A 25134-nucleotide genomic window follows, 5' to 3' on the forward strand; every position below is an offset into this window, starting at 1 on the left:
AGTCCCCTGGAGGGATTGGGCGTCTGGTTCAGAACACCGACCGCTCACTGGAGCGCAATGTCATCAGCCCTGAGCCCATTCCTGCCAATGCCCCGACTACAGTGACCGCCGCGACAACAACCAATGAGAGCGGGTCAGGTCTCGGCACCAGCGCGTCTGGGGTGGCGGCCCACAGGATCAGGTTGCCCCCCACAACAACTCCCCCTGCTAGCACGCCACTTGTGAGGCATACCAGTGCCACTTGGAATCCGAGGACCTGAGCGATCCACGATTGCGGGACTCCGATCGCCTTGAGCGCTCCAAGTTGCGGCCGCATAGCCCTTGCCTGACCGGTGACCAAGATGACCATCAAGCCTGCTGCCACCACGCACAGTGCTGCCAGCGCCCAACGAAATGAGTCAGGCAAACTATAGGGAACCGGCAACTTGTTGAAGACAATGTATCCAGGCTCGATACCCAACCTGGCTGCGGCGTCCGCCACAGATATTTGTTGGTCTGCAGAGACGGATGAGTAGATGATTTCCTCATTGACCTTCTTCAACCGCAGCCGACTCACTGCTGGTTCAAGAAGGATACCGCCATAGTTGGCGGCCCATTCCTTGGGCGCATCGATTTGCACTGGCTCCAGGTCGACCCAGCGTCCCTCCACAGGACTGATCGCCACCTTTCCTTCGGCTGGTGCGAATAGACCCAAAGCACCCGACTCCAAAGCAGTTGCCTGTTGCGTCGTCAGAGGATGCCCAAGCCACCGCTCAATATCTGCCAGACTTGAGAACAGGCGAGGCTCCCCATCGAATCCCCGCGGCAGGTCTTCGATCCCCGCGCCCCAGCTGACTATCGGATTGCTCAGACCGGTCACCTCTTCAAACCGGCTTCGAATAGATGAAGGCACGGGCTTCGACGCATCGAGCGTTCTTAACACTGCAAAACCTGGGGGAATGGAAGCAGTGAGTTGCGCGTTGGCGGCCGCTAACGATCCGGCGGTTATCGCGATAGCGCCGCCGCTCAAACTGATGACCAGAGTCAAAGGGGCAAGAAGTGCGGCGACAAATCCTTGCCGCGGATTCAGCATAGCTGCACCCAATTGTGTGGCCATCCCTCGACGTTTTGTCGACTCGATCAGCAACGTCAACACGTCAGGGGACAGCAACGCCACAGTCATTGCGAACAATGAATAGGTGACCGTCATGGCAATACCGTCATCGGGACCCGGGAACTGGCTGACCAGACTCAGCGCCGCGATTCCCGCAGCAACACGTCGCGGCCTAGCACCGAAACGCACCGCCTTCGCCACCTTCACAAGCCCCGAAGAAAGCATGCCGATCGAGGTGCCCACCAGTGAGCCTGCTAACACCAGGATCATGTCGCCCCAGCCGATCGCGAATGGCGCCAGCGGTTGGTTGGCGGCCGCGTCAAGGGCTGGCCGCACAGCTAAGCCAGCCCCAGCCGCCACTACACACCCTGTCAAGACGCCTGCGGAGGTCGCAGCGAGAGTGGCCAGCATCCTGGCGGAGACGGTGAGCCGGTCAGGGACACCAATCTGCTGAAGTTGTTTCGCGACCCTGCGTGACCAGCGGGCGGCCAAGCCGCCACAGATCACCCCTGCCAGGAGCGGCACGATGGCAACCGGAAGCCCCAAAACCAACGGGAAGCGTTTGGCGGCAGTCGCCTTGTCGGTGGCCAGATACTGGTCCCGCTCCAGCAGCAATCCGCTCATCTGGCCTCGAGCGCTCGCCGCACTCATACCGTGCTTGGCGGCGACCAGGGCCAGCGCGTCCAAGCCCGCGTCCCGGTCACCGATCCACAAATACGTGGCCGTCGCCAACGTGTTGGGAAAGCGGGTCGACAAATCGGCGACATGCCAACTTGACCACGTTCCCGGCGCTGCCGCGATGGTGAAACCGTGCCGGTCATAGCGGTCTACGACCTCTCCCACCACCTGCACCGCAACGTCGCCCAGTACATGCACCGACGCCCCAACCGGGGCCGAGGTGGCAACCTCTCCCGCCGATCTTGGCCAGCGGCCAGACACCAGTTGATAGCGTAGTGGGAGCGGGTTAGCCTGCCAGTTCGTCTCGATGAATGCAGCACGAGTTTGCGGCTGCTCGGTCACTCGCAGATCTCCCGAACTCACTAGCACCGCGGACGCCGTGGCAGTCATATCCACCCGTGGGATCGCGGAACCTGGGGTCAAAGCCACCGGCAGTTGCGCCCCGAACTCGAACTCGCCAAGATCCCGCTCTGCAGCCTGGCTGTTCGCCAACGACAAGCTGCCCACAACAGATGACGCCAACACCAGCGCCGCCGCAACCAGCGCCATTGCGACACCAATGCGGCGCATCAAAGCCGAGCGCATCATGAGCGCGCTCACCAAACCCAGCGGTCGTGCAAAGACCATCGTCACGAGGCCATCTCACTCAGCCGGCCATCCGTAATCATGACCGTCCGATGCGCAAACTGACCCACCGCCGGATCGTGGGTCGCCACAACAGCGAGCATCCCGCGGCTCACACACAACTCGGCGACGACAGCGAACAGCTGCGCAGCGGTCGCGGTGTCCAAAGCGCCGGTGGGTTCGTCCGCCAAGATGACCGACCGCTCCCCAGCGACAGCACGCGCGAATCCGCATCGCTGTCGCTGGCCAGCCGACGCCTGATGCGGGTAGCGGTTAGCGAGGTCCTCAATCCCTAAGGCCCCCATCGCCTCGATCGCCGCGTTCCGGGCCTTGCTCGCGCCCCAGCCCATAACCCGCAAAGGAAGCTCAACATTCTCGCGGAAAGTAAACTCCGGGATGAGATTGTTATCCTGAAAGACGACGCCGACATTCCGCAGGCGAAACTCGGTCCGTGCCCCATCTGACATGTCAGAAACCTGCGTCCCGTTGATCTGCACTGACCCGGAACTCGGTGTGTCAAGGCCAGCGATCACGTTCAGGAGCGTGCTCTTCCCCGAACCGGATCGACCCCTCAAAGCCACGAAGCTGCTACGGGCAACCGTCAATGACACGTCATCCAATGCAGTCACCGTTTCGACTGAGGAGACATACTGGCGCTTCAGACCAGTGCAGATCAACCCTGGCACCTAGCAGCCGCCAGCGCGCATCGACCAGCTCGAGATCGAATCTTGGAACGGCGAGTAGAAGTTGGCCTTGGTCTTGGCCCCACGAGAACCACACGTTCCGCCGCTATTCGTGTCGGTATAGACCGTCATCACGGACGTCGACTTGTTTGCGTATGACGACGCCCAGTCGTTCTGGCTCCACGGAACATTGAACGGCCCAGTGCCGCCGGCCTTCTCCCCGACCAGAGTGAAGTAGTTGGAATCCGCAAACAGGCAGCCATTGCCGTTGTCGCAGGACGCCAGATTGTCGGCCTGCGCAACCTGAACACTTGCACACGTTGCGGCCAGCATGAGACCACCACCCCATGCAATGATCCAGTTCTTAACCTTCATGACAACTCCCAACTGCGAGGAAAGGGGAAGATAATTCATCCTCACGACCGAACCTAGCGTTGCAACTATGGATCTCGCAACCATCTCGCCAAAGATCATATGGCAAGAACGGTCTCACCAAACTGAAGCAATCCTCTTCGCCAATTGTTGACATATCAGCCGACTATCGCACGCATCCCAGAGACCACACGACCCCACCACAGGAAAGCAAATGGGCACACCAGACCCTACGAGATCTCACGCCGAACGGCGAGACTACGACGCCGCTTAACCCCCACGGGCCTAGCGCACCGCTGGGCCCTAACCAACGCCTGGGAGGAGGCACGGCTGCTCGCGAGTCCTACTGATAACACTCGCACCAAGCAGCACCCTAGCGACACATCAGACCCATAGAGAAGCCTTCCCCCCGTGCGTGGCGCGCCTACAGATAAACCCACGACCCGCACGTTGATCAACGGTTCCCTGGTCAGGGGTCTCGACAAGATCGACCAGCGGGCGTGCCCGAACCCGAGGTCAGCCTTCAATCGGGTAGTCCACGTACGCCAACCGACGGCCGTCCGGGGCCCAACTGGCCACGTTGATGGTGCCCTGCCCGCCGAACAGGCTGATCAGGTCGCGCACAGTGCCGTCGGCCTCGATCAGCCGCAGCAGCACGGGCAGATCGGCCGGGTGGCCCAGCGTGCCCGGCGGAAAGCTGACGAAGGCGATGCGGCTGCCGTCGGGCGAGGGGTGCGGAAACCAGTTCACCCGTTCGTCGTCGGTGAGTTGTTGCACGTTCGAGCCGTCGATGGCCATGCGAAACAGTTGCGCGTGGCCGGGCGTGGACGATCCGCGTTCTGAGTTGAAGTAGATCCACGCGCCGTCGGGGCTGTACTCGGAGCCGTCGTCGGGGTACCGGTCGTCGGTCAACTGCACATCGATGCCGCCGGCGGCGGGAATCGTCCACACGTTGGTGAGCACCGAACCGTCCGGCTCGATCTGCAGCCCGATGTAAGCCAGCGTCTGCCCGTCGGGCGACACTCCATGCAGAAAGTGCATGAAGTGGTCGCCCCGGTCGTTGCTCACCCGGCGCGATTCGCCCGTGGCCAGCACCACCTCGTACAGGTGCCCGTCGAACGCCGACACGAACACCGACGAACCATCAGGGCTGAGCACGTGGTCGTTGTTGATGCCGGGCACGTCGCCCAGCCCGACCGGCACCAGGCCACCGCCGGACGGCGCCACCCGGAACAGTCCGCCGTCGCCGTTCACCAGCAGCCAGGCACCGTCGGGGGTCCAGTTGGGCGCCTCGAACAACAGCGAACCCGACTCGGCGATCACCACGTCCTCACCCGAATCGACGTGCAGCACGTGCAACCGTGACCGCTGCCCGGTGGCCAACTGCCGGGCGCCCTGGCGAATGGTCATGCCCCTGCCCCCAACGTGTCCTCGTGGGGATCCCAACCTTCGGGCAGCAGCGGCACCGGCGCGGTGCTGCTGGCCAACCGGACGGTCTGCCCGCTCGCGATCGACTCTTCGATCGAGGCCATCACGTCGAGCACGTGGTAGCCCAGTTCACCCGACGCGATCGGCTCACCCCCGCCGCGAATGCAGCGGGCCAGGTCGAGCGCGCCCGCGCCGCGGCCGTAGGTCTCGTCGGGCACGGGCACGTCGAGCCATTCGGTCTCGCTCTGCACCGTGGCCAGGGTGACCGGGTGGGTGAGCCGCACCGCACCGCCGAACAGGTTGGGGTCGGGCACCAGCAGCGTGCCCTCGGTGCCGGTGATCTCGACATAGCCCATGCGCGCCATCGGCGAGTCGAAACTGAACAGGTTCTGCGCCACCTGGCCGCCGGTGAACGACGCGATGGCCTGCACCAGGGTGGGCGCCTCGACGACGAACTCGGTGCCCGCCCGGTCACCGGCCTGCACCCGGCGCGTCTCACGACCCTTGACGCCCACCGCCGCAACGGTGGCGTATGAGCCGAACAGGTGCGCCAACGCGGTCAGGTAGTAGGGGCCGATGTCGAACAGCGGCCCCGCGCCGGCGGCGAACAAGAACTCGGGGTTGGGGTGAAACAGGTCGGGCCCGGGGTACTGAAACACGGTCTGCGCCGACAGCGGCACGCCGATGTCGCCGCGCTCGATCGCCCGGCGAGCGGTCTGAAAGCCCGGGCCGAGCAGGGTGTCGGGCGCCACGCCCACCAGCAGCCCGGCGCGGGCGGCGTCGTCCAGCACCTGACGAGCGGACTCGCGGGTGATGCCGAGCGGCTTCTCAGACCACACGTGCTTGCCCGCGGCGATCGCGGCCGACGACACCTGCGCATGCACAGCGGGAATGGTCAGGTTCACCACGAGTTCGATGTCGGGGTGGGCCAACACGTCGTCGGCGCCGCCCCAGGCCGGCACGCCGTGCTTCTGCGCCTGCGCCTGGGCGCGCGGCACGTCGCGGTCGCTCACCATGAGCACCTCGACGTCGGGAAAGCTGGTCAGGTTGTCGAGGTAGGTGTCGCTGATCATGCCGGCGCCGATCAGCCCCACCCCGACCCGGCCCGTGCGTGGTGTCTGGTTGGTCATTCGCCCACTCCTTCGTTGCGAGGTTCGGATTCGTTGCTCTGTTCGGCGTCGTTCGCCAGTTCGCGCACGGCCGCCACTGCCAACGCGTGGTCTTCGGACGATTCGAGGCCCGAGACCGCCAGCACGCCGACCACCGCTCCCCCGACGGTGATCGGCACGGCCCCGCCGGCGGGAAAGTACTTGTCGACCGGCAGCGCGAACGCCGTCAGAAACGCCATCGGGTCACCGTCGTCGCCCACGTAGCGCCGCCACACCTCGAGCGACGGCAGCCCGAAGTGCCACGCGATGCGTCCCTTGCGGCTGGCCCACCGATCGTTGTCGGCGCTGCTGCCGGGCAGAGCGGCGTGAAACACCTGCTGCGCGCCCAGCCGAACGTCGATCGCCACCGGCAGGGCGCATCTGCGGCACGCCTCGACCAGCCTGCTGCCCAGCCGCCAGGCCTCGTCGGGGCCGAACCGGGTCAGGTCGGGTACGTCTGTGCTCATCGAGTCTCCTTCGACGCTACGGGGCCGACACTGGCCCGCTCCACCAGCCGGACGGCAGGTGCGAAGTCAGTCGGTTCGGCGCCCTCGCCGAGCCGGTGCAGGGCGCGGGCCCACAGGTGATCGGCGAAGCCGAGCGGGTCGAGCCGCACCGTGGTGAGGGCAGGCCGGGTGAGCGGCGCGAGCACGTCGTCGTCCAGTCCGATCACCGACAGCACCTCTGGCACCCGTATGCCTTTGTCCGCCGCCGCGGCCAGGCAGGCGGCGGCGTGCACGTCGTTGAAGCAGGCCACAGCCGTCACCGGCTCCGGGCCGCTCAGCCAACCGTCGAGCAGCGTGGCGATCGCCGACACGCTCACGGCCAGCCCGCCGGGCACCTCGGCGACCTGCGGCGCCGGCAACCCCAGCCGGCGGCAGGCGTCCAGAAAGCCGTCGGTGCGCGGCTCGGCGAACCGGCGCAACGCGGGTTGGCTGGTGGTCAGGTAGCCGAGCCGCCGGTGGCCGGCTGCGACGAGCCGCTCGGCCTGCATCAGCGGCGACGCGTCGGGCCGACCCGCCACGGCCTCGACCAGGGGCACCCCGACCACCTCGAGCACCTGCCGCTCGGCCGGGCTGAGGGCGTCCATGGTGAGCAGCGCGCAGGGCTCGAGGTTGGCCAATGTGACGCCGAGTTCGTCGGGACCGGGGCGGCGCCACACCACGAGCGAGCGGCCCGACGCGGCCACGTCGGCGGTCAACCGATCTTCGATGTCGGTGATGTTGGTGCTCCACGGCGTGCCCGCGTTCACCAGCATCACCAGTCGTGACTTTCCGCCCCGCAGCGCCCGCGAGGCCGCGTTCGGCACGTAGCCCAGGTCGCGGGCGGCGGCCAGCACCCGGTCGCGGGTGGCCTCGGGTATCGACTGGTCGGTGCGGTCGTTGAGCACGTAGCTGACCGTGGCCCGCGAGACGCCGGCGCGACGAGCCACGTCGACGCTGGTGCTGCGTTTGCCCGCCACCGATCCTCCTCCATCGACTTACACGTGAAAGTAGCGGCCGCGAGGGCGCGCGGGCAATAGTCACACTGACACGTGTCAGCATGTGGACGACTGGGAGCTGTGAACGAGAGTGTTGGTCTGACCCCCGTCTGTGGTGGTCGGATCAACACTGTCGTGCCCGGCGGTGTCGACACCCTCAACTGCCCGATGACTCGCCGGCGGTGACACCATCAGAATGCGCGCCTACGCTGGGGGCCACGTGAGACGTCCGTCACCTTCATTGCGCGAGAGGGGCACCATGGCCGGAGCCCAGCACCGCTCGGTGACCGGCATGGACGAGCGCACCCTCGGTCGCATCGACCTCATTCTGTTCGACGCCGACTATCGCGACGGCAAAGCCGCGATCGAAGACTCGTGGCGCGTCGCCGTTCTGGCCTCCGACCCTCGTACACGCGCGGCCCATGAGCGTGCCCGCGCCGAGGCTGTCGAGGCGGCGAACCAGCGCCGCGACCCGAGCGCCCCGCGCGTGCGTCCGTCCACAACGCTGCATCGGGCGGCCTTGGCGATGGCCCTGGTAGCGGGTGTCGTGGCGGTGGCCCTGCTCAGCACCCCGCGCACCAGCGCCCTCGCCCTGCGGGACGTGATGCTGCCCGCCGGCGCTCTCGCCCTCACCTCGGCCGCGCTGCTGTGCTGGCTCGAACCGCGCCGAGCCAACGGGTCGTTGTGGGGCTCGCGCGTACCCGCGGGCATTCACCTGGGCTTCGGCGGCCTGTGGCTGCTGGCGGCCGCGGCGGTGTTCATCTTTCGCTGGGGCGAGGTCGGCATCACCGCCGCCCTGCCGGCCCTCGCGGGGCTCGCGCTGTTCGTGCTGGCCGGCCTGGTCGCGCTGGCGCTGGGCGGGTTCGCGCTGCGGGCCGACCGGGCCGGACACCAATCGGGCGCCGTACGGCTGACCGGCGACCTGATCGACCCGAGCGACTCGTCCGAGGTGTTGCGCGCCCTCGACCAGTGGTGGGCGAAGACCGGCCCCGAGGCCATGCAGCGCTCCGCGGCGCGTGTACTGGCCGTGCGGCTCGAGGTGCTGGCCCGGCTGCGGGCCGGTCGGCTGATCACGCCCGACGAGCAGCAGCGCGCGGGCTACGCGTCCGACCCCGAACAGTGGGCGGAACGACGCCGGTAGAACCGGGGGGCCCGGGGCGGCGGACTGAGCCGAGTGAGGTTGATCGAGTTCTGGCCCGATTACGGCCAAGGGCCGCTCTGGTCGCCCGACGGCACGCCCGTCGACGCGGCCTCGCTCGGCCTGCCCGACGACCTCGTGCAGCAACTCTCGTTGTGGAACGGCAGTGACGACGACGTCACCGATCGAGGGTGCGGTCGTAGGCGCCTCAGAACACCGGCTTGCCACCGGTGACACCCAACACGGTGCCGCTGACGTAACTGGCCTCGTCAGAGGCGAGAAACACATAGGCTGCGGCCACCTCCACCGGCTGCCCCGCCCGGCCCAGGGGCGTGTCCGACCCGAACCCCTCCACTTTGTCGGGGGCCATGGTGGCGGGTATGAGCGGCGTCCAGATGGGGCCGGGCGCGACGGCGTTGACGCGAATTCCTCGCGCGCCCAGGTCACCGGCGAGGTTGACGGTGAGGTTGTTGAGGGCCGCCTTGGTGGCGGCGTAGTCGAGCAGGTGCGTCGAGGGGCTGTATGCCTGAATCGACGTGGTGACGATCACGTTGCCGCCGTTCTCGAGCTCGCCGGCGAGGTTCTGCACCAACCAGAACGTCGAGAAGACGTTGGTGGCGAAGGTCTGCTGCAACTGGCCCGGCGGAAACTGCTCGAGTTCGTCATAGGTCATCTGGTAGGCCGCGTTGCACACCAGCACGTCGAGCCCGCCGAGAGCGTCCACGGCCTCGCGGGCCAGTGCGCGGCAGGCGTCCTCGGTGCGCAGGTCGCCGGCGATCGACCGGCAGCGTCCGCCGATGCGCTCCACCTGGGCGACGGTTTCGGCGGCGTCCGCCTCCTCCTCGGGCAACGACGCGATCACCACGTCGGCCCCTTCGTGCGCGAACAGCACGGCCACCGCACGACCGATGCCCGAATCCCCGCCGGTGACCAGTGCACGCTTGCCGGTCAGCCGGCCGCGGGGCGTCCAACTGGTTTCGCCGTGGTCGGCGGCAGGGGTCAGGGCTGCGTCGGTGCCAGGCCATTGCTGGCTCTGGGCGGGAATGTTCGACAGGTCGGTCATGGGGAGCCTCGCTCATCGTTGGTGGTGGTGAGTCGGCGGTGCGCCTGCTTTCATCGAACCAGGTGCGGACGCCCCCGCGACACCGAGTTTGGGGGGTAACAGATCGTTTCGGACGCTAGCGCGCAATCCCTCGGGCAGTTCACCCGGTGACGCGCTGAGGAATGACCCGGAACGTGGCGCAACGGTGCTTCGGGTGGTGCTGTCATCGTGCTGATTTTGTGTTGGATTGTTGGCGCAGTTCTTGATTCTCGTCTTGGAGTTGCATCACCATGGCCACTCCGGCGAGGTTGAGGCCGGCCTCCAGTAGATCGCCGATCCTGCGCAGCCGGTCGAGATCGTCAGCGCTGTATCGGCGGGTGCCACCGGCGGTGCGTCCAGGGGTGAGCAGGCCGCGGGCCTCGTAGGCGCGCAGGTTCTGGGTGCCAGTGCCGACCAGTTCGGCGGCGATCGAGATGCCGTACACGCCGCGGCTGCGGTCGAGCTCTGCATGCGCCAATCGGATCAGTCCCCTTTTGTAGATGTGGCCTCTTGCCTCAGCATGACACGTGAGCTATAAAAAATCTATAGCGCCCGCTACAGATCTGACACTGCGGCGGCAGGCATCAAACAGAACAGAAAGGAAGGTTGAACAACGATGCTGATGCGCACTGACCCGTTTCGCGAACTGGACCGACTGACCCAACAGATGCTCGGCACCAACGGCACCCTCGCCCGGCCCTCGGTGATGCCGATGGACGCCTGGCGAAGCGGCGACATCTTCTACGTCGAGTTGGATTTGCCGGGCGTCGCACCGGACTCGATTGAACTCGATGTCGAGCGCAATGTGGTCACCGTCAGGGCCGAACGCCCCAGCCGCGACAACGGCGCCGAACTAATCGCCGCCGAGCAGCCGCGAGGAGTCTTCAGCCGGCAACTGATCCTGGGAGACAACCTCGACACCGAGAGAATCGACGCCAGTTACGACGCCGGTGTTCTAGCCCTGCAGATCCCGGTCGCCGAGAAGGCCAAGCCGCGCCGAATCTCCATCGCGCACAACGAGCATCCCCGGCAGGCGATCAGCGTCTGAACGGCAGGTCATCATGCTCACCGCGCGCGCCGGCGGAGACTGGTCCGGCTCAGTTCGTGAGGAGTTCCTGACCCTCATGTGCAGCGATGCAGAACTGCTCGGCCTTGCCTTCGACACGATCGTGGCCGAGCAACGCGACAACCACGACGCCAACGCGACGAAAGGAGACGCCAGGCACACGCCACTGCATCGATCCGACGTGTGACCGCTCGCCCCGACTGCCACATTCACAATGCCGCAAGCGTCCCCACAGCAGGACGCATCGCCCACCAGGCACCACAACAGGCAGTCCAGCAAGCAGCACGCGATCGTGGTCCCGGGCGAGCACCGGGACCACGATCGGATTGACCCAAGCCCACAGAGGGAGTCCGCTTAGATGTGAACCGCTGACGTCCCGGCACGAAGCGTGATCCCATTTCGAGATGCATGGCTGGTTACCTCGAAGCCCTCACAGCAGCCCACCGGCTGCGCATCAACGACACCGACGAGGCAGCAGAAGAGCTGCTGTGGCTGTCGGTTTCGCCGGCCGTCAACCGGCTGCCGTTCCTGCCCTCGGGCGCATGTCACCCCGATGAACTGGCACGAACGTCCAGCCGCGCCTTCGACACCCTCTGGCAGGCCCACGGCCCTGCCGACGAATCCGCCCACTGACCAAGAAAGGTCCCGATGTCATTCCAGGCCTACCTCGACACCATCGAGAAGAAGACGGGGCTCACCCCTCGCGAGCTGCTCGAGATCGCCAAGGCACGCGGCTTCGACGGACCGTCGGTGAAGGCCAACGACGTCGTCGCCTGGCTCGCCGCCGACTACGGACTCGGCCGCGGCCACGCCATGGCACTCGTGCACGTTATCAAGCACGGCCCTGGCATCGACCCCAAGCACGTCGCGAGCACCGGAACACAACGCGACGAGTCAGACACCCTCTGGCTTGACGGCATCGCCACCAATCCCTGACGTTGGGCCTACCGGCCCGGAGCGTTCACGGTCGAGCAGCGTGCTTCGAGAGCGTGTCCCACTTCGGCGTTGCTAACGGCCGAGAGCGGCCAGTTCGGATTCGAGTAACTCGTGGGCTTCGCGACCGGATAGGTCGCCGATCAGCACGCGGACGGTGAGTCCGTCGGCGAGGGCGAGCAGCCGTCGTGCGGCAATCCTGGCGTCGATGTCTCCGGGTGGTCGTGTAGAGAGCTTGATCAGCCGGACGCATTCGTCTTCGGTACCTCGTTTGGTCTCGGCCAGCAGGCGGCTGATCTCGGCGTCGTCGACCGACTTCGCCAGGTAGGCGTGCCAGACACTGGCGCCGAAACGTGCCCGGGGTGAGTCGGGCAGGGCGTGCAGCAGAATGTGTTTGAGCCGTGCCGATGGGTCATCCGGAAGTTCCTGGTACTGGGCGTGGGCACCTTCGATCATCGCTGCGCAGGCGGCGCGAACCAGTGCGTCCCGCGTTCCGTAGTGGTGCTGGATCCGCCCGACAGAGACGTGAGCGCGCTCGGCCACCCGCCTGAAGGTAACAGCCTCAATGCCGTGGTGTGCGATCAGTTGCCACACGGCGAGCATGATCGATTGGCGACCAGTATCGGCGTCGCGGGTCCCCATGCCTGCAAGATACCAGTACAAACGTATTGACTTTGGTCTACGATACATCTGTATTGCAACGAGACGCACGTACTACAGAGAGCGGAGCGCGGATGCGAGCACCCCAGCCGAGACCCCGTGCGCCACGTCGCCTGCGCCGGGTGGTGACTGTGGTGGTCTGTGCCCTCGCAGTTGCCCAGGCCGTCAGCTGGTTAACCGCCTCACCCCAGGTCGGGCACTTCCGTAGTGCCGCCGACCGAGCTGCGTACGTGGACGCGTACACCGAGGCACTGGCCCTGATGCCTTCCCCGACCAGCACCTTCGACGTCCCGACGTCGTTCGGCACGGTGCACGCCTACGCCTGGGTGAATCCGGCGGCCACCGGTGACCCGGTGGTCCTGCTTGCGGGCCGCGGCAGTGGCGTCCCGATGTGGTCGGAGAACCTGCCCGGACTACTCGCCCGGCGCACGGTGTACGCGCTGGACGCAATCGGCGACGCCGGGCTGTCCACCCAGTCCACACCCCTCACCGGGCCCGTCGACCAGGCGACCTGGATCGACGAAGCACTGGCCGCGCTTCACATCGACCGCGCCCACCTCGTCGGACACTCCTTCGGTGCGGCCAGCGCCGCCGCGCTCGCCGTCCACCGTTCCGGGCGCGTCAAGACGCTCACCCTGCTCGAGCCGACCTTCGTGTTGCGCTGGCCGCCCCTGGGCACCCTGCTGTGGTCGGTGCCAGCCACGCTTCCGTTCCTGCCCCAGGCGTGGCGGGACGCGGCCGTCGCGAAGATAGCGGGGGAAGATCTCAGCAGGCTCGATCAGGCCAACCCTGTCACGCGGATGATCACGCTCGGAGGCACCGCATATTCTGCCGAGTTGCCCACGCCGCGTCCGCTCTCCGGCGACCAGCTCCGGGGTCTGACCATGCCGGTCTACGTGGCGCTCGCAGACAACAGCCCCATCACCGAAGGGGAGGCGTCGCTGGCCAAGGCGGAACTCATCGGCGACGTGACCGCCAAAGTGTGGCCGAACACCACACACTCGCTACCGATGCAGGTAGCCGAACCCTTGGCCGCCGAACTCGGCCAGTTCTGGGCGACACACGACACGTAAGCACGTCCCTTCAGATGGTGGGGTTCGGGCCGATGGTCAGCCCGCCGCCAGTCCGGAGCGATGGGCGAGCACCACCGCCTGCAGCCGGTCACGCACCCCCAGCTTGGCCAGGATCCGGGCGACGTGGGTCTTCACCGTGGTTTCGGCCAGATAGAGCTCGCCGGCGATCTCGGCGTTGGACTGGCCGCGCGCCATCGAACGCAGCACGTCGACTTCGCGTCCGGTCAGATCGGCCAGGCCGGGAACCTGCACCACCGGCTTCGCCGGTCGACTCACAAAGCTGTCGATCAGACGGGCGACCACGGTGGGCCCGAGGGTCGTACGGCCGGCCGCGTTCTCTCGCACGCTGTCGATCAGGGTTTGGGGGTCGGTGGTCTTCAGCAGGAACCCGGAGGCTCCGGCACGCAGGGCGGTGATCACGTATTCGTCGAGGTCGAACATGGTGAGAATCAGCACCCGAACCTGCGGAGATCGCTGGAGGATCCGCTCTGTGGCACTGATGCCGTCGCCGTCCGGCATCTCGACGTCCATCAGCACCAGGTCCGGACGTGTCGCTTCAACGATCGTCAGCGCACGCCGACCCCCGTCTGCTTCGCCGACCACCTCGATGTCCTCCGCACTGTTCAGCACGGTGATCAGGCCGGCGCGCAGCAATGCGTTGTCATCGACCACCACCACGCGGATCATCGCAGGAGGCCCGCCAGCGCCGGCAGCGTCGCACTCACCGTGAAGCCGCCAAGTTGGCCCGTCGGCCCCGCCTCGAGCGTTCCGCCGGCGAGTTCGACGCGCTCGCCGAGCCCGACCAGCCCGAAGCCGCGGCGGACGCCCGTGACCGGCGGGCCCGTGTCGGTGACCCGCACGAGGGTGTTGCCCTGATCGTCCAGGGCGATCACCACCCGCGCCGACGCGCCGGGAGCGTGGCGGACGACGTTGGTCAGGGCCTCCTGTACGACGCGGTAGGCCGTGGGCCCCACCTCGGACCGCGCCGCCGTGGCAACCTCGAGGGTGACCGGGGTGCCGGCCAGCCGGATCCGGCAGGCGAGGTCGTCCAGGTCGGCGGGCGTGCCCCGGGGCTGCCTTGCCGTAGCGTCCGGATGGTCGGAAGTAAGGAGCCGGTCCAGTTCGTCGGCAGCGTGTGCTGCGCTGTCGCGCACGACGCGCAGGCAGTGCCGGGTGGCCTCTCGATCGTTCGGCCAGCTCACCTCGGCCGCACTGGCCTGCACCGCGACTAGGCCGATCGCGTGCGACACGACATCGTGCAGTTCGTGGGCGAACACCCGCTGTTCGGCTGCCACCGCCACTTCCGCAGCCGCGGCCAGTTCGCCGCGCCGGAGCTCGGCGACCAGTTGAGAATCGGCCGTGTGTCGTCGCGACCGGCCCACGATCAGACCGCCACCCACCGACACCACCAGCACCACGAGCCACAACCCAAGGTTGTCCGGGTCGAGCCGGCCCACGCTCACACCACTGGCCAGGCAGAGCAGGGCGATCGCCGCCAGGTCGGTTCGGCGGCTCCCCGGCGTGGCGCACACCGTCCAGATCAGCGGGGCGACGGCCAGCATGGACCAGAATCCGCTCTGGATCGGGACCTGCAGCGGGATGGCGGCCAGGTAACCGACGGACATCGCACCAGCCGCCAGGGCCGGCGAGTGCCGCCGGCCCAGACCGGCTGCCGCGACCAGAACCGTCAACGCCGTGCTGGCAGCCTGTGGCGACTCCCCCTCGAACAGAGGGGTGACGAGGCACTCCAACAGCGCCAGCGCCACGGCTGACAGCCCCAGCACCAGGTCGCGCGGAGTGTGTACCGGCGCGGCACCGTCCGGCGGGTCATCGACCACCTCGGCTTCGGGCGCGCTGAGTAGGCCCAGCTGCCGGCGCAGCTCGCTGGTCGCTATCCGGCTGTGGTCGCGGATCCGTCGGATGGACGGCAGCGGATCCGCCGCCCCCAGCGCCGCATCGGCGTCGGACCGCAACTGCCTGATGGCCTCATGCAGCGAAGCGGCAATGTCGTCGGCCAGCCTGCGACGCTCCTGGCGCACCGCCTCGCGAGCCACCCTGGACGGCTGCGTCGTCGCCAACTCCGCCGCCACCCGCCGCGCGACCGTCGCCGTGCGCACGCTGATCACCGTGCCGCGCAGCACCAGAGCGAAGACGGCGAGCACGATGGCGATGAACACCCCGTCGATCACCGGAGAGCCGGTCACCCAGGCGATCAAAGCCGCCACGAAGCTCGCCGCGGTCACCACCGCGGCAGTACCGACACTGGCGTCGGTGCCGAACCCGTTCCGGCTCATCACCTCAGGATAAGAACGTCCCAGGGGAACGCGCATCCTCCGTTCGAACGATGCGACGGTCGTCCGTACGCCGCTCACGGTCGCTGCCGCGGGGAGGACGCGGCCGGACCGCAGCCTTGCCTAGCGTTGCGTCGTCCGGCTCGACCCGGCTCAGCGAAGGAGAACGACGATGACGCTCGACCGCCGCCACACGCTCGCTCTGATCGGAGCGACCCTGACCTCGGCCATCGCGCTCGGTGACGCCGTCACCCACGGGCTCACGGGGCAATCGTCCGTCTTCGCCGGCGACTCCGGCGCCACCGCGTGGAGCGAGATCGGAGGCCTCGTCCACGGCCTCACCTACGCGGCGCTCGGCTGGGTGCTGGTCGGCGAACGCGACCGTTTCGCCACCGCGAATCGTTTCGCCAGAGTACTGCGCCTGGTGCTGATCCCGACCTTCGCCGTGATGGCCGTCGCCTTCGTCATGGTCGGCCCGATCCTCACCGTGACTGGCGTGTCGTCCGAGTCGCCCGTGGGGGCGACGTATGACGTGATCGGCACCTTCGTGTTCCTGGTGATGATCCTGGGCAGTCTTCTGCTCGGCCTGGCGCTGCTGCGCAGCCATTCCGGTGGCGTGGGCGCCCGGGTGCTGGCCGCGATCACTCCCGTGCTGGCGATCACCGTGCTGCTCGGCTTCCTCGCACCGGCCTGGACGCATCCGGGGTACGTCGAGACGCTGATCCACTTCGGGGTGGCCCTGCTCGGTGTCGGTGTGCGACCCGACCTCACTGATTCGGTTGCCGCTCCCGCGACCGCCGACCAAGCATCGAAGTGAGCGAGTGCCGTGGGGTTAGTGGTCCGACCGGAGCCTCCGCGGGACGAGCGGCACGCCGCACCAAACACGGCATGGGCCTGTTCGCTGGCGCAGCTGTCCGACCCGCGACAAATGAGAATCCCGCAGGCTCCCGAGCAACAAACTGAGACCGAGGCCGACTCAACGAAGTGAGACTCAGCGCTCTTCCCCGGATGTGCGTGCCCGGAGAGTCTCCAGGGACGACAGACAGCGTGTCCATCGTGCCTTCACGCGCACAAGCTGGGGCAGATCAGCGCGTCACGCCAGTGCAGCACTGATGGCTGGTGGTACCGCTAGAGAAGCGTCACGATTGCGTGGTAGTCGAAGTGACTCTTTACTGGCTCTTCACAATCCAGGGTGTCGTTGGGGTCTGAATCCGCCGGCTCGAACCTTGACGCTCGTCTCAACTTCCCCGGCGAAACCCCGGTTCATTCTCACGTCGTCTCAATTTCCTGTCGCTCGTCTCAGTTTCGACCTCGCCGGACAAGAGCCTGTTCTGCCGAGGGGCACGATCGGACTTACATCGCTGTAGTTATCCCCATGTGGACAGCACTGTGGATAACTCTCGTCCCAGCTGTCACAGCATCTTGCCGTGGACGTCCCAGCCGCGCAGTTGCACCTGATACAGCGCCGCCATGCGCCTGAACCCCACCGGGTGGCTCGAGAACAGGTTCACCAGCTTCAGCCACAGCCCGTCTTTGTGCGCCGCGATGCTCGCCATGTACGCCTCGATGTTCACGTTGCGGTAGACCCGCTTGCCCGCGTACAGCAGCACCAGCGTGCGCGCTCCCTCGGGCACGTAGTACGACGCGCACCGGTCGGCGGTGTACTCCTGCGCGCGAATGATCGTGGCGTCCAGACCCACGAACCGCACCACCGCAGTGGTGAGCATGCGCCACAGCGACACGTGCCGACACTTCACGTGCCCGAGTTCATGCGCGAGCACGAACTTGACCGCGGTGAAGTCGTTCAGCTCGTACGCCACGTCGACCAGATCACTGAACAGCGTGACGTAGGCCCTTCTCAACTGGCATTTGGACGCGAACGCGTTCAGCACGCCGTTGCCGTTGATGACGTAGAGATTCGGCGTCCAGGGCACGTCCATCTTGGCCAGCAGTTCGGTGTAGATCGCGTACAGCTCGGGCAACTGGTGCGGCGTCACCGGAATGCCGTTGCTGGCCACGCTGTAGAACTGGTAGCGAATCATGAAGAACGCGATCAGCGGCGTCAGCACCGCCAGCAGGCCCGCCAGCGCCCAGGTGGGCAGCTCGGTGGCGCCGTAGCTGATCATCGCGATCGCCAGAACCCCGGCCACGATGGTGACGGCCAGCCCGCCGATCACGAACGGCATCTCGGCCCAATGCCGAAGCTGCGCCACCGATGGGCCCGTCGGCACCGCGAGCCGCTGCGGCGGCACGTCGCCCGCCCAGCCGCCGGGCATCTGATGACTCGGCGGGTAGCCCGGTTGGGGGGTGAACGCCGACGGCGGCCCCCACTGCATCGACGGCTGACTGGACGGTGGCGGTTGCGTCATGCGCACAATCCTGGCATCGCCGCCCGCTGCGTAGCAGAGATCCCGGCATGGCGCCGGGATGACGTGGCGAGTGGCGTCCGTCAGCCGGGATCGCAGACCCGCGCAGCCGACCCCAGCCGTTCCGTCATCCCGGCGAACGCCGGGATCTGCAACGCAACGACCAGCTGCGGCGTCAGTTCTCCAGCGGCTTGTTCGTGGCCAGCATGTGCCGCATGCGGGCCTGGTTGGCCGGCAACACCACCAGTTTCAGCGCCACGTCGAGTTCACGTGCCAGCAGTTCCTCTTCGGTGACCTGCTCGGCACCGGTGAGCATCGCCGCCAGATCACCAACGATGCGCCGGTCGGTCTCGGACGCGTCCGCCCACGAGGCGTCCAGCGGTTCGAGCCGGGGGTCGTGAAGTGCGAACGTCGCAGGCTCTTGCCGGCGCTCGGCCCCCACCAACTCCAAAGCCGACGCCTTGGCCCGCTCGAGCACGCGCGAGGCGTTCAGCACGATCTCGTCCGACGGCAGCAGCAGACCCCCGGCCTGCGCCTCGAACGCCGACCCGCTGATCACACACGTGGACGCCAACGCGAACGCCCGCGCCGCCGGATCGGCCAAACCCCTAAGAGACGACCGGATCAGTGTGCGCGTCACGCCGCCCCAGGCCGGAATCAGGCCGACCTTGCGCTCGGGAAACCCGGCGTACAACTCGGCCGCCGCCACCACGTGTTGCGCGGCCAACATCAGCTCACAGCCGCCCCCCAGGGCCAGCCCGCGCGCCGCCGCCACCACTGGAAACGACGCCGCCCGAAGTCGGGCGAACGACCGCTGGCCACGCTCGGTGAACTGCCGCAACTCGTCCGGATCGTTGCGGTCGACCAGGGCGGCGAACACGTTCAGGTTGGCGCCGGCCGAGAAGGCGCGGGGGTGGTCCGAGCCGATCACCAGCGCCTTGAAGGCGCCCGCCTCGCCCATGTCGAGGGCCTGGTCGATCACGTCGAACAGCCCCGGCTGGCACACGTTCATCTTGCTGCGCAGGGCCAGGCAGGCCACCCCGTCGCCCAGGTCGACCAGTGCGGCCGAGTCGTTCTCGACCATCACCCGGGCGGCCTGCGCCACAGTCAGCGGACCCGGTGCCACCTCGATCACCGTGCCGTCGCCGGCCAGCACCAGGCCCGGGCTCGGCCTGAACCCACCGGCGTCGCGGGCCTGGGTGAGCAACGGAGGCACCGGACGTCCCTCGGCCTCGAACCGCTCGATCAGCCAGTCCAGCCCCACCCGGTCGGCCAGGGCGAACGGGCCCGCCTGCCAGGCGTAACCCAGGGTCATGGCGTCGTCGATCAAACCGACGTGGTCGGCGATCTGAGGCGCGGTGGTGCAGCAGTAGTCGATCAGCTCGCGCAGCACCGCCCACGCGTACCGGCCGCCGGGCGACTGGGTGTCGCAGGCGGCCCGCAACCCCTTGGCGTCCAGCACCGAGTCGGTCGGCGCATGCCGGGCGCGGTAGGTGAAGTTGGCGACGTCGAGCACCTCGTCGACGGGACCGTCCGGGGTCTTCTGGCGGCGGGTGAAGCCGCCAGGGCCGCGGCGTCCGACCAGACCCCGTTCGAGCAGCCCGGTGAAGGTGGGGTCGGTGGTGATGTCGAAGCGGTGGTAGGCGTCCTCGGCGGGCAGCAGGCGCAGAAAGCTGGTCCAGATCAGCGGCACCAGGTTGATGCCCACCAGGTCGAACAGCCCGAACACGCCGGTGCGGGGCGTCCCGAAATGCCTGGTCATCACAGCATCGGCGGTTTCGATGCCGACACCGCCCCGCAGCGCTTCTGACGCCGCGACCGCCATCCAGAAGTTGCCGATGCGATTGGCCAGAAAGCCCGGAGTGTCGCGACAGCGCAACACGGTTTTTCCGAGCTGATGATCGCCGGCGGTGATCAGCCGCTCGACCACGGCTGGGTCGGTGTCGGGGCCGGCCACCACCTCGAGCAGCGGCATCTGCCGGGGCGGATTGAAGAAGTGCGTGATGCCGAAGTGCGCCACGAAGCCGGGGTCGCGGCACTCGACCAACTGCGCCAGCGGAATCGTGGACGTGTTCGACGTCACCATCGTGTCGGCGCCCCGATGGCGCTCGATCGTGGCGTACAGGTCGCGCTTCACCGCCAGGTCTTCGAACACGGCCTCGATCACCCAGTCAGCGGTGGTGTAGGTGGCCACGTCGTCGATCACGTTGCCAGGGGTCACCCGATCGGCAAACACCGGCAACATGAAGCCTGCAGAATTCACTTGGCGGGCGATCGCGTCGCGGGCCAGCCGCGAGCGGTCGGTGGTTTCGCCCTCGGGCACCACGTCGAGCAGCCACACCTCAACCCCGGCGTTGGCGAGTTGGGCAGCGATGCCCGACCCCATCGCCCCGGCTCCGACCACCACTGCCCGGCGAACGTCGTCATTCACGTTTGACCTCCCTGCTCACCTCGATGCTAGGCGGTCGGCGCCTGTCGAGACCCGGCACGTGGGTGATTGACTGGGCCGCATGCAGGTGAATCTGGTGCTGGGGTCGGGCGGTGCGCGCGGGTTCGCCCACGTGGGTGTGATCCACGAGTTGCAGGCCCGCGGGCACGAGGTGGTCGGCATCGCGGGCACGTCGATGGGCGCGCTGGTCGGTGGCGTGCTGGCCGCCGGACGACTGGACGACTTCGCCGACTACTGCCGCACCCTCACCCGCTCGGATGTGCGCCGGCTGACCGACCTGACGCTGGGGTCGTCCGGGCTGGTGCGGCTGCAGAAGGCGATGAACGAGCTGCACCGGTTCGTTGGCGACGTTCGCATCGAGGACCTGCCAGTGCCCTACACGGCGGTGGCCACCGACATCGACCTCGAACGCGAGGTGTGGTTTCGCACCGGTTCGCTGTTGGCGGCGATCCGGGCGTCCATCGCGATTCCGGCCGTGTTCACCCCGGTGCGCATCGGCGAACGGCTGCTCGTGGACGGCGGCCTGCTCAACCCTCTGCCGATCGGCCCCACCATGGACATGCCCGGCCAGGTCACCGTGGGCGTTTCGCTGTTCGCCAAGCCGCCGGGCCTGTGGCAGGTGTCGCCGAGCAACGAATCTGCCGATACCGCGAGTGCCGACGGCGAGGCGGTTGCCGACGATCTCGAGATCGCAGAAGCCGCCCGGCAGCCGTGGTCGAACCGGCTGGGCGAGGCGCTGGCCGCGTCGTGGGTGGGTAAGCAACTCGCCAAACACCTGACGCCGCAGCCCTCGGTCGAGCTGGAGTTCGAAGACCTGCCGACCGATGTGAACCTGCTCGACATGCTGGGCCGCACGCTTGATCTGATGCAGGCCCGCATCGAGTTGGCCCGTAATGTGCTGAACGCCCCCGACGTGCTGGTCGGGGTGCCGACCGACAGTTGCTCGGTGCTCGACTTTGACCGGGCCGACGAGATGATGACGTTCGGACGCCAGTTGGCCATCGCCGAGTTCGACCGCGTCGGCCTCTGAGGCCGACGAAGCCCTTCGCTGGTCGAGCCTGTCGCCGGTCGAGCCTCTCGAGACCCGTCCCCGCAGCCGGTCGAGATCCCGGCGTCCGCCGGGATGGCAGAGGCCCCGGGATGACGGACGCCGCCGGGATGTCGAGCCCCGCCTGGCCGACACACTCGCACACGTCATCCCGGCGCATGCCGGGATCTCCCCAGCAGGTCGCCCAGACCCATTCGGTGCGATCGCTCGAAAAGTGTGGCCGCGTGGGCAAGGATGAAAGTAGTCCCAAACCCGTTATCGAAGGAGTGCGCATGACCGTCCGGCACAACAAAGACCGCGGCAAAGAGCCCTACGTCGTCGACATCGAATCCAAGACCGTCAACAACGACAACTTTCGCACCACCCTGTGGACGGGCGCGCACCTGCAGCTCACCTTGATGTCAATTCCGGTGGGCGGCGACATCGGCCTCGAAGTGCACCCCAAGAACGACCAGTTCCTGCGGCTCGAGAAGGGCAAGGGCCGGGTGCAGATGGGCCCGAAGAAGAGCGAGTTGACCTTCGAGCGCGACGTCGAAGACGACTGGGCGATTCTGGTGCCCGCCGGCACCTGGCACAACGTCACCAACATCGGCGACGAGCCCATGAAGGTGTACGCGCTGTACGGCCCCGCCGACCACGTGCCGGGTACCGTGCACAAGACCCAGGAAGACGCCGAGAACGACCCCGAAGAAGACTGAGTCGAAGGGCCACCGACCCGACTGATCAAGCTGGTCGATCGACCCCCTGAGACGGGGGTCGATCGACCACGTTCAGTCGATGGCAGTCGCGAAGCCGACCAGCACAGCCTCACGCACGGCGTCGACAACGGTTTGCAGTGCGGGTGAGGCGGCCTGCGTGCGCCGGTGCACGGCCGAGATCGCCCGCGTCGATGCCGGCGCAACGGTGCGAATCGCCACTACCTCGGGCGGCAGCGCGGGCCGGCCGAGGCGCGGCACCAACGCGACCCCCAACCCCGCCCGCACCAACTCGATGTGGTTCTCGAACTCCATCGACTCGTGCACGATGCGCGGCGCGTTCGGCACCCCGTCGAACAGTCGGCGCAGCCACTGCCGGCAGATGGTGGAGTCGAAGGTGGCGATCCAGTCGCAGTCGGCCAGGTCGGCAGGCGCCAGAACCGCACGATCGGCGAGCGCGTGGTCGCGGGGCAGCACCACGTCGGCCACATCGGTGAACAGCGGGGTGGCGATCAGATGGTCAGGCATGGCCAGCGCCACCCCGCCCCAGGCGTGCACGATGCCCAGGTCGCGCTGACCGGACGCCACCAGGGCGACCGTCTCCCACGGCTCGCTCTCGCGCAGGGGCACGCGCAACGCCGGGTGCTCGCGCCGCAATCCGGCCAGCACCTCGACCAGCAACCCGCGCACCGCCGTCGAGAACGCCGCCACCCGCACCTCGCCCGTCACCTGCTCGGCCGCCACGCTGCGCGCCAGCTGCAGGTCGGCCTCAATGCGTTCCAGGTCGGCCAGCACCGGCGCCGAGGTGGTGACCAACTGCCGTCCGGCGTCGGTGAGCACCACGCCCCGTCCTGCCCGCTCCAGCAGCGTGACGCCGGTGCCGCGCTCCAGCCGTTTGATCTGCTGCGACACCGCGGACGGCGTGTAGCCGAGCGTCTCGGCGGCCACGGCGACGCTGCCGCCGGTGGCGACGGCGCGGAGGGCGAGCACGGCTTCCAGATCGAGCATGTACCGATGCTACCGAATCAACCGGAGAAATCGTCGCTGGTGTTTCCGAATATCTTCGGGTTCGATGGTGCCATGAGCAGACGAGACATGCTGTTGGCGGCCACCGTCGCGAGCCTGTGGGGCTTCAACTTCGTGGTCATCGACTGGGGCATGCACGGCGTGCCACCGCTGCTCTTCGTGGCGATTCGGTTCGCGGTTGTCTCGCTCGCGGCGTTGGTGGTGCCGCGTCCGCTCGTGTCGTGGCGGGTGGTGCTCGGCGTCGGTGCGTTCATGAGTCTGGGTCAGTTCGCGCTGCTGTACACGGCGATCGGTCTGGGCCTGCAACCGGGGCTGGCGGCCCTGCTGCTGCAGGCTCAGGCGGTGCTCACCATCATGGTGGCCGCCCTGGCCCTTCGCGAACGTCCCAATCGCGCGCAGGTGGCCGGAGTGGTCACCGGATCGGTCGGCCTCGGGGTGGTCGCCCTCGGTCGCGGCGGCAACGCCCCCGCGCTGGCCGTGCTGCTCTGCCTGCTGGCCGCCCTCTCGTGGGCGATCGGCAACGTGATCGCCCGCCGGGCCGGCGCGGCGTCCCCGAGCGGGTGGCGGGGTTCGCTGTCGCTGACGGTGTGGTCGTCGCTGATCGTGCCGCTTCCCGCCTTGGCCCTGTCGGCCCTGCTCGACGGCCCGGCCGCGATCACCCTAGCCATCGGGCAGTTCGGGTGGCGTCCGATTCTCTCGACCCTGTACACCGCGGTGCTGTGCACCCTGGTCGGCTACGCGATCTTCAACCGCTTGTTGGCCACCAATCGCTCGGCCGCCGTGGTGCCATGGGTGCTGCTGGCCCCGGTGGTGGCGATGATCTCGGCGTCGGTTCTGCTGGGCCAGCGGCCCAACGTGTGGGAGACGGTCGGCGGCCTCACCCTGGTGCTGGGCGTGCTGTTCGCCAACCTTCCCGTCGGGCGTGCCGAGCGGCCAAGGGTTGATCCACATGGGGCACCGCCACTGGTGCCCGATGTGGATGAGCGCCGCGGGGTTCGGGCTTGATCTAGGGCCAGGGGTTCGCGGTGCAGCCGAACAGGCCGGCACCCTGCTGCAGCATCACCGGAGCCTTCTTGCCCTTGCCGCCGCACTCGGCGTGCTTCTTGCCGATCAGGTGCCCGAACGCGTGGTTGATCAGAAACTCGCGGTAGCGGGTCAGGTCACCGAAGCCGGCGGCCGCCGTCGTCCATTGGGCTGCGTTGATCACCACCACGTCGCCCAGCACGCAGGTGTAGCCGGCCTCGCCGTCGCCGTCACACAGCGACGCGGCGGTCTTGGTGCTGGCCAGGTACACCTTCACCTCGGCCTTGGCCTGCGACACCAGAGCGAACCGGACGTCGCCGTCACCGGTCCAGCTGCGGGGGTCGTTGAGCACTCCCGCGATGTCGCCGGCCACCGAGTTGACCTTCAGTTTGGCCGAGCTCTCGACCGCCACCGCGTAGCGGTACAGCTTGCCCTGCGAGCCGGACGCCGCCGCGGTGGTCGTCGCCCAGTCGAAGTCGCCGGACGCCTTGATGCTCTTCGTGGGCGAGGCGGACGGGCTGGCCGACGCGCTCGACGACGGCGACTCGGTGCCCGTCGCGCTGGGCGTGGGTGACGGACTGGTGAACCGGGTGCCGCTCGGCGCAGGCACCGCGATGGTGGGCGCCCCGGCCTTCTCGACCGGCGCAGACACGGCCCGCACGCCGAACACCACCGCGACCAACGTCACCACGGCAGCAATGACCAATGCGGTGCGACCCCAGTTGAGCACGCGTCGTTGCACCCCCGGATCGCTCACCCACTCACCCTATGCGACCGCA

At 67.6% G+C, this 25134-nt stretch carries 26 protein-coding genes; 10 read left to right on the plus strand and 16 right to left on the minus strand.

The annotated features are described in order from the left end of the window. Window positions 1–28: 28 nt before the first annotated feature. The 7 genes from MPLG2_RS13715 to MPLG2_RS13745 all read right to left on the minus strand — a co-directional run bounded on the left by MPLG2_RS13715 (window position 29) and on the right by MPLG2_RS13745 (window position 7488). A complete protein-coding gene (locus tag MPLG2_RS13715) occupies window positions 29–2404 on the minus strand; it encodes a hypothetical protein (RefSeq protein ID WP_158681221.1) in 2376 nt (791 codons plus the stop codon). After that, the gene (locus MPLG2_RS13720; protein WP_173909630.1) at window positions 2401–3081 is read right to left on the minus strand and encodes an ABC transporter ATP-binding protein; all 681 of its coding nucleotides are present in this window, start codon (window positions 3079–3081) and stop codon (window positions 2401–2403) included. Before MPLG2_RS13720 ends, MPLG2_RS13715 begins: the two co-directional genes overlap by 4 nt. After that, on the minus strand, window positions 3082–3453 hold the full coding sequence (locus tag MPLG2_RS13725; RefSeq protein ID WP_158681222.1) for a peptidase inhibitor family I36 protein: 372 nt from the start codon (window positions 3451–3453) through the stop codon (window positions 3082–3084). Between the two features lie 513 nt (window positions 3454–3966). Beyond that, window positions 3967–4860, minus strand: a complete 894-nt coding sequence (locus tag MPLG2_RS13730; RefSeq protein ID WP_105186618.1) for a TolB family protein — start codon at window positions 4858–4860, stop codon at window positions 3967–3969. After that, a complete protein-coding gene (locus tag MPLG2_RS13735) occupies window positions 4857–6008 on the minus strand; it encodes a Gfo/Idh/MocA family protein (RefSeq protein WP_105186619.1) in 1152 nt (383 codons plus the stop codon). The genes MPLG2_RS13730 and MPLG2_RS13735 overlap by 4 nt, the downstream gene beginning before the upstream one ends. After that, entirely contained in the window at window positions 6005–6493 is a 489-nt protein-coding gene (locus tag MPLG2_RS13740) for a heme-binding protein (protein WP_105186620.1), read from the minus strand. The genes MPLG2_RS13735 and MPLG2_RS13740 overlap by 4 nt, the downstream gene beginning before the upstream one ends. Further along, window positions 6490–7488, minus strand: a complete 999-nt coding sequence (locus MPLG2_RS13745) for a LacI family DNA-binding transcriptional regulator (RefSeq protein WP_105186621.1) — start codon at window positions 7486–7488, stop codon at window positions 6490–6492. Before MPLG2_RS13745 ends, MPLG2_RS13740 begins: the two co-directional genes overlap by 4 nt. 277 nt (window positions 7489–7765) lie before the next feature. On the opposite strand from MPLG2_RS13745, the gene MPLG2_RS13750 reads away from it, so the two are divergent. After that, window positions 7766–8647 carry a hypothetical protein gene (locus tag MPLG2_RS13750; RefSeq protein WP_105186622.1) on the plus strand — a complete coding sequence of 294 codons (882 nt, stop codon included), beginning with the start codon at window positions 7766–7768 and terminating at the stop codon, window positions 8645–8647. A gap of 205 nt (window positions 8648–8852) precedes the next feature. Here MPLG2_RS13750 and MPLG2_RS13755 read toward each other — a convergent pair whose 3' ends face one another. Together MPLG2_RS13755 and MPLG2_RS13760 are read right to left on the minus strand one after the other, a co-directional pair. Further along, window positions 8853–9707 (minus strand): SDR family oxidoreductase, encoded by an 855-nt coding sequence (locus MPLG2_RS13755; RefSeq protein WP_105186623.1) that lies wholly within the window; start codon window positions 9705–9707, stop codon window positions 8853–8855. 202 nt (window positions 9708–9909) lie between these two features. After that, on the minus strand, window positions 9910–10203 hold the full coding sequence (locus MPLG2_RS13760) for a MerR family transcriptional regulator (protein WP_105186624.1): 294 nt from the start codon (window positions 10201–10203) through the stop codon (window positions 9910–9912). 138 nt (window positions 10204–10341) lie between these two features. On the opposite strand from MPLG2_RS13760, the gene MPLG2_RS13765 reads away from it, so the two are divergent. The 4 genes from MPLG2_RS13765 to MPLG2_RS13780 all read left to right on the plus strand — a co-directional run bounded on the left by MPLG2_RS13765 (window position 10342) and on the right by MPLG2_RS13780 (window position 11727). Continuing rightward, window positions 10342–10773 carry an Hsp20/alpha crystallin family protein gene (locus MPLG2_RS13765; RefSeq protein ID WP_105186625.1) on the plus strand — a complete coding sequence of 144 codons (432 nt, stop codon included), beginning with the start codon at window positions 10342–10344 and terminating at the stop codon, window positions 10771–10773. 13 nt (window positions 10774–10786) lie between these two features. Beyond that, complete coding sequence (locus MPLG2_RS13770; protein ID WP_105186626.1) at window positions 10787–10978, plus strand: hypothetical protein; 192 nt, start codon at window positions 10787–10789, stop codon at window positions 10976–10978. Between the two features lie 221 nt (window positions 10979–11199). Further along, a complete protein-coding gene (locus tag MPLG2_RS13775) occupies window positions 11200–11424 on the plus strand; it encodes a hypothetical protein (RefSeq protein ID WP_105186627.1) in 225 nt (74 codons plus the stop codon). 15 nt (window positions 11425–11439) lie between these two features. Beyond that, the gene (locus MPLG2_RS13780) at window positions 11440–11727 is read left to right on the plus strand and encodes a DUF4287 domain-containing protein (RefSeq protein ID WP_105186628.1); all 288 of its coding nucleotides are present in this window, start codon (window positions 11440–11442) and stop codon (window positions 11725–11727) included. A gap of 72 nt (window positions 11728–11799) precedes the next feature. Here the strand turns inward: MPLG2_RS13780 and MPLG2_RS13785 are convergent, their stop codons facing one another. Beyond that, complete coding sequence (locus tag MPLG2_RS13785) at window positions 11800–12435, minus strand: TetR/AcrR family transcriptional regulator (RefSeq protein ID WP_197709951.1); 636 nt, start codon at window positions 12433–12435, stop codon at window positions 11800–11802. A gap of 179 nt (window positions 12436–12614) precedes the next feature. On the opposite strand from MPLG2_RS13785, the gene MPLG2_RS13790 reads away from it, so the two are divergent. Next, a complete protein-coding gene (locus tag MPLG2_RS13790) occupies window positions 12615–13457 on the plus strand; it encodes an alpha/beta fold hydrolase (protein ID WP_197709952.1) in 843 nt (280 codons plus the stop codon). 36 nt (window positions 13458–13493) lie between these two features. On the opposite strand, the gene MPLG2_RS13795 is transcribed toward MPLG2_RS13790, so the two are convergent. Both MPLG2_RS13795 and MPLG2_RS13800 read right to left on the minus strand, forming a co-directional pair. After that, window positions 13494–14144: a response regulator gene (locus MPLG2_RS13795; RefSeq protein ID WP_105186631.1), complete on the minus strand. Its 651-nt coding sequence runs from the start codon at window positions 14142–14144 to the stop codon at window positions 13494–13496. After that, window positions 14141–15787, minus strand: a complete 1647-nt coding sequence (locus tag MPLG2_RS13800; protein WP_105186632.1) for a sensor histidine kinase — start codon at window positions 15785–15787, stop codon at window positions 14141–14143. The genes MPLG2_RS13795 and MPLG2_RS13800 overlap by 4 nt, the downstream gene beginning before the upstream one ends. 133 nt (window positions 15788–15920) lie before the next feature. Here MPLG2_RS13800 and MPLG2_RS13805 point away from each other — a divergent pair, with 133 nt between their 5' ends. Next, entirely contained in the window at window positions 15921–16565 is a 645-nt protein-coding gene (locus MPLG2_RS13805) for a hypothetical protein (protein WP_105186633.1), read from the plus strand. Window positions 16566–17160: 595 nt separating this feature from the next. Here MPLG2_RS13805 and MPLG2_RS13810 read toward each other — a convergent pair. Both MPLG2_RS13810 and MPLG2_RS13815 read right to left on the minus strand, forming a co-directional pair. Next, entirely contained in the window at window positions 17161–18117 is a 957-nt protein-coding gene (locus MPLG2_RS13810; protein ID WP_197709953.1) for a M48 family metallopeptidase, read from the minus strand. A gap of 172 nt (window positions 18118–18289) precedes the next feature. After that, window positions 18290–20545: a 3-hydroxyacyl-CoA dehydrogenase/enoyl-CoA hydratase family protein gene (locus MPLG2_RS13815; protein WP_158681223.1), complete on the minus strand. Its 2256-nt coding sequence runs from the start codon at window positions 20543–20545 to the stop codon at window positions 18290–18292. Between the two features lie 79 nt (window positions 20546–20624). Here MPLG2_RS13815 and MPLG2_RS13820 point away from each other — a divergent pair, with 79 nt between their 5' ends. Together MPLG2_RS13820 and MPLG2_RS13825 are read left to right on the plus strand one after the other, a co-directional pair. Continuing rightward, on the plus strand, window positions 20625–21593 hold the full coding sequence (locus MPLG2_RS13820) for a patatin-like phospholipase family protein (protein ID WP_105186635.1): 969 nt from the start codon (window positions 20625–20627) through the stop codon (window positions 21591–21593). A 290-nt stretch (window positions 21594–21883) separates the two neighbouring features. Then, window positions 21884–22309 (plus strand): cupin domain-containing protein, encoded by a 426-nt coding sequence (locus MPLG2_RS13825; RefSeq protein ID WP_105186636.1) that lies wholly within the window; start codon window positions 21884–21886, stop codon window positions 22307–22309. Window positions 22310–22381: 72 nt separating this feature from the next. Here MPLG2_RS13825 and MPLG2_RS13830 read toward each other — a convergent pair whose 3' ends face one another. Beyond that, window positions 22382–23314, minus strand: coding sequence for a LysR family transcriptional regulator (locus MPLG2_RS13830; protein ID WP_105186637.1), 933 nt, complete (start codon window positions 23312–23314; stop codon window positions 22382–22384). A gap of 72 nt (window positions 23315–23386) precedes the next feature. On the opposite strand from MPLG2_RS13830, the gene MPLG2_RS13835 reads away from it, so the two are divergent. Beyond that, complete coding sequence (locus MPLG2_RS13835) at window positions 23387–24337, plus strand: EamA family transporter (protein ID WP_105186638.1); 951 nt, start codon at window positions 23387–23389, stop codon at window positions 24335–24337. Between the two features lies 1 nt (window position 24338). Here the strand turns inward: MPLG2_RS13835 and MPLG2_RS13840 are convergent, their stop codons facing one another. Next, window positions 24339–25112: a DUF3152 domain-containing protein gene (locus MPLG2_RS13840; protein WP_105186639.1), complete on the minus strand. Its 774-nt coding sequence runs from the start codon at window positions 25110–25112 to the stop codon at window positions 24339–24341. Between the last annotated feature and the right edge of the window lie 22 nt (window positions 25113–25134).

Source organism: Micropruina glycogenica (assembly GCF_900289045.1).
GTDB classification, from domain to species: domain Bacteria; phylum Actinomycetota; class Actinomycetes; order Propionibacteriales; family Propionibacteriaceae; genus Micropruina; species Micropruina glycogenica.

Coding starts and splice junctions, on each gene's coding strand:
- MPLG2_RS13730 (WP_105186618.1), bottom strand. CDS start 4,860: ATGACCATTCGCCAGGGCGCCCGGCAGTTGGCCACCGGGCAGCGGTCA.
- MPLG2_RS13770 (WP_105186626.1), top strand. CDS start 10,787: ATGCTCACCGCGCGCGCCGGCGGAGACTGGTCCGGCTCAGTTCGTGAG.
- MPLG2_RS13825 (WP_105186636.1), top strand. CDS start 21,884: ATGACCGTCCGGCACAACAAAGACCGCGGCAAAGAGCCCTACGTCGTC.
- MPLG2_RS13735 (WP_105186619.1), bottom strand. CDS start 6,008: ATGACCAACCAGACACCACGCACGGGCCGGGTCGGGGTGGGGCTGATC.
- MPLG2_RS13830 (WP_105186637.1), bottom strand. CDS start 23,314: ATGCTCGATCTGGAAGCCGTGCTCGCCCTCCGCGCCGTCGCCACCGGC.
- MPLG2_RS13755 (WP_105186623.1), bottom strand. CDS start 9,707: ATGACCGACCTGTCGAACATTCCCGCCCAGAGCCAGCAATGGCCTGGC.
- MPLG2_RS13805 (WP_105186633.1), top strand. CDS start 15,921: ATGACGCTCGACCGCCGCCACACGCTCGCTCTGATCGGAGCGACCCTG.
- MPLG2_RS13835 (WP_105186638.1), top strand. CDS start 23,387: ATGAGCAGACGAGACATGCTGTTGGCGGCCACCGTCGCGAGCCTGTGG.
- MPLG2_RS13740 (WP_105186620.1), bottom strand. CDS start 6,493: ATGAGCACAGACGTACCCGACCTGACCCGGTTCGGCCCCGACGAGGCC.
- MPLG2_RS13810 (WP_197709953.1), bottom strand. CDS start 18,117: ATGACGCAACCGCCACCGTCCAGTCAGCCGTCGATGCAGTGGGGGCCG.
- MPLG2_RS13750 (WP_105186622.1), top strand. CDS start 7,766: ATGGCCGGAGCCCAGCACCGCTCGGTGACCGGCATGGACGAGCGCACC.
- MPLG2_RS13725 (WP_158681222.1), bottom strand. CDS start 3,453: ATGAAGGTTAAGAACTGGATCATTGCATGGGGTGGTGGTCTCATGCTG.
- MPLG2_RS13775 (WP_105186627.1), top strand. CDS start 11,200: ATGGCTGGTTACCTCGAAGCCCTCACAGCAGCCCACCGGCTGCGCATC.
- MPLG2_RS13820 (WP_105186635.1), top strand. CDS start 20,625: ATGCAGGTGAATCTGGTGCTGGGGTCGGGCGGTGCGCGCGGGTTCGCC.
- MPLG2_RS13795 (WP_105186631.1), bottom strand. CDS start 14,144: ATGATCCGCGTGGTGGTGGTCGATGACAACGCATTGCTGCGCGCCGGC.
- MPLG2_RS13800 (WP_105186632.1), bottom strand. CDS start 15,787: ATGCGCGTTCCCCTGGGACGTTCTTATCCTGAGGTGATGAGCCGGAAC.
- MPLG2_RS13780 (WP_105186628.1), top strand. CDS start 11,440: ATGTCATTCCAGGCCTACCTCGACACCATCGAGAAGAAGACGGGGCTC.
- MPLG2_RS13765 (WP_105186625.1), top strand. CDS start 10,342: ATGCTGATGCGCACTGACCCGTTTCGCGAACTGGACCGACTGACCCAA.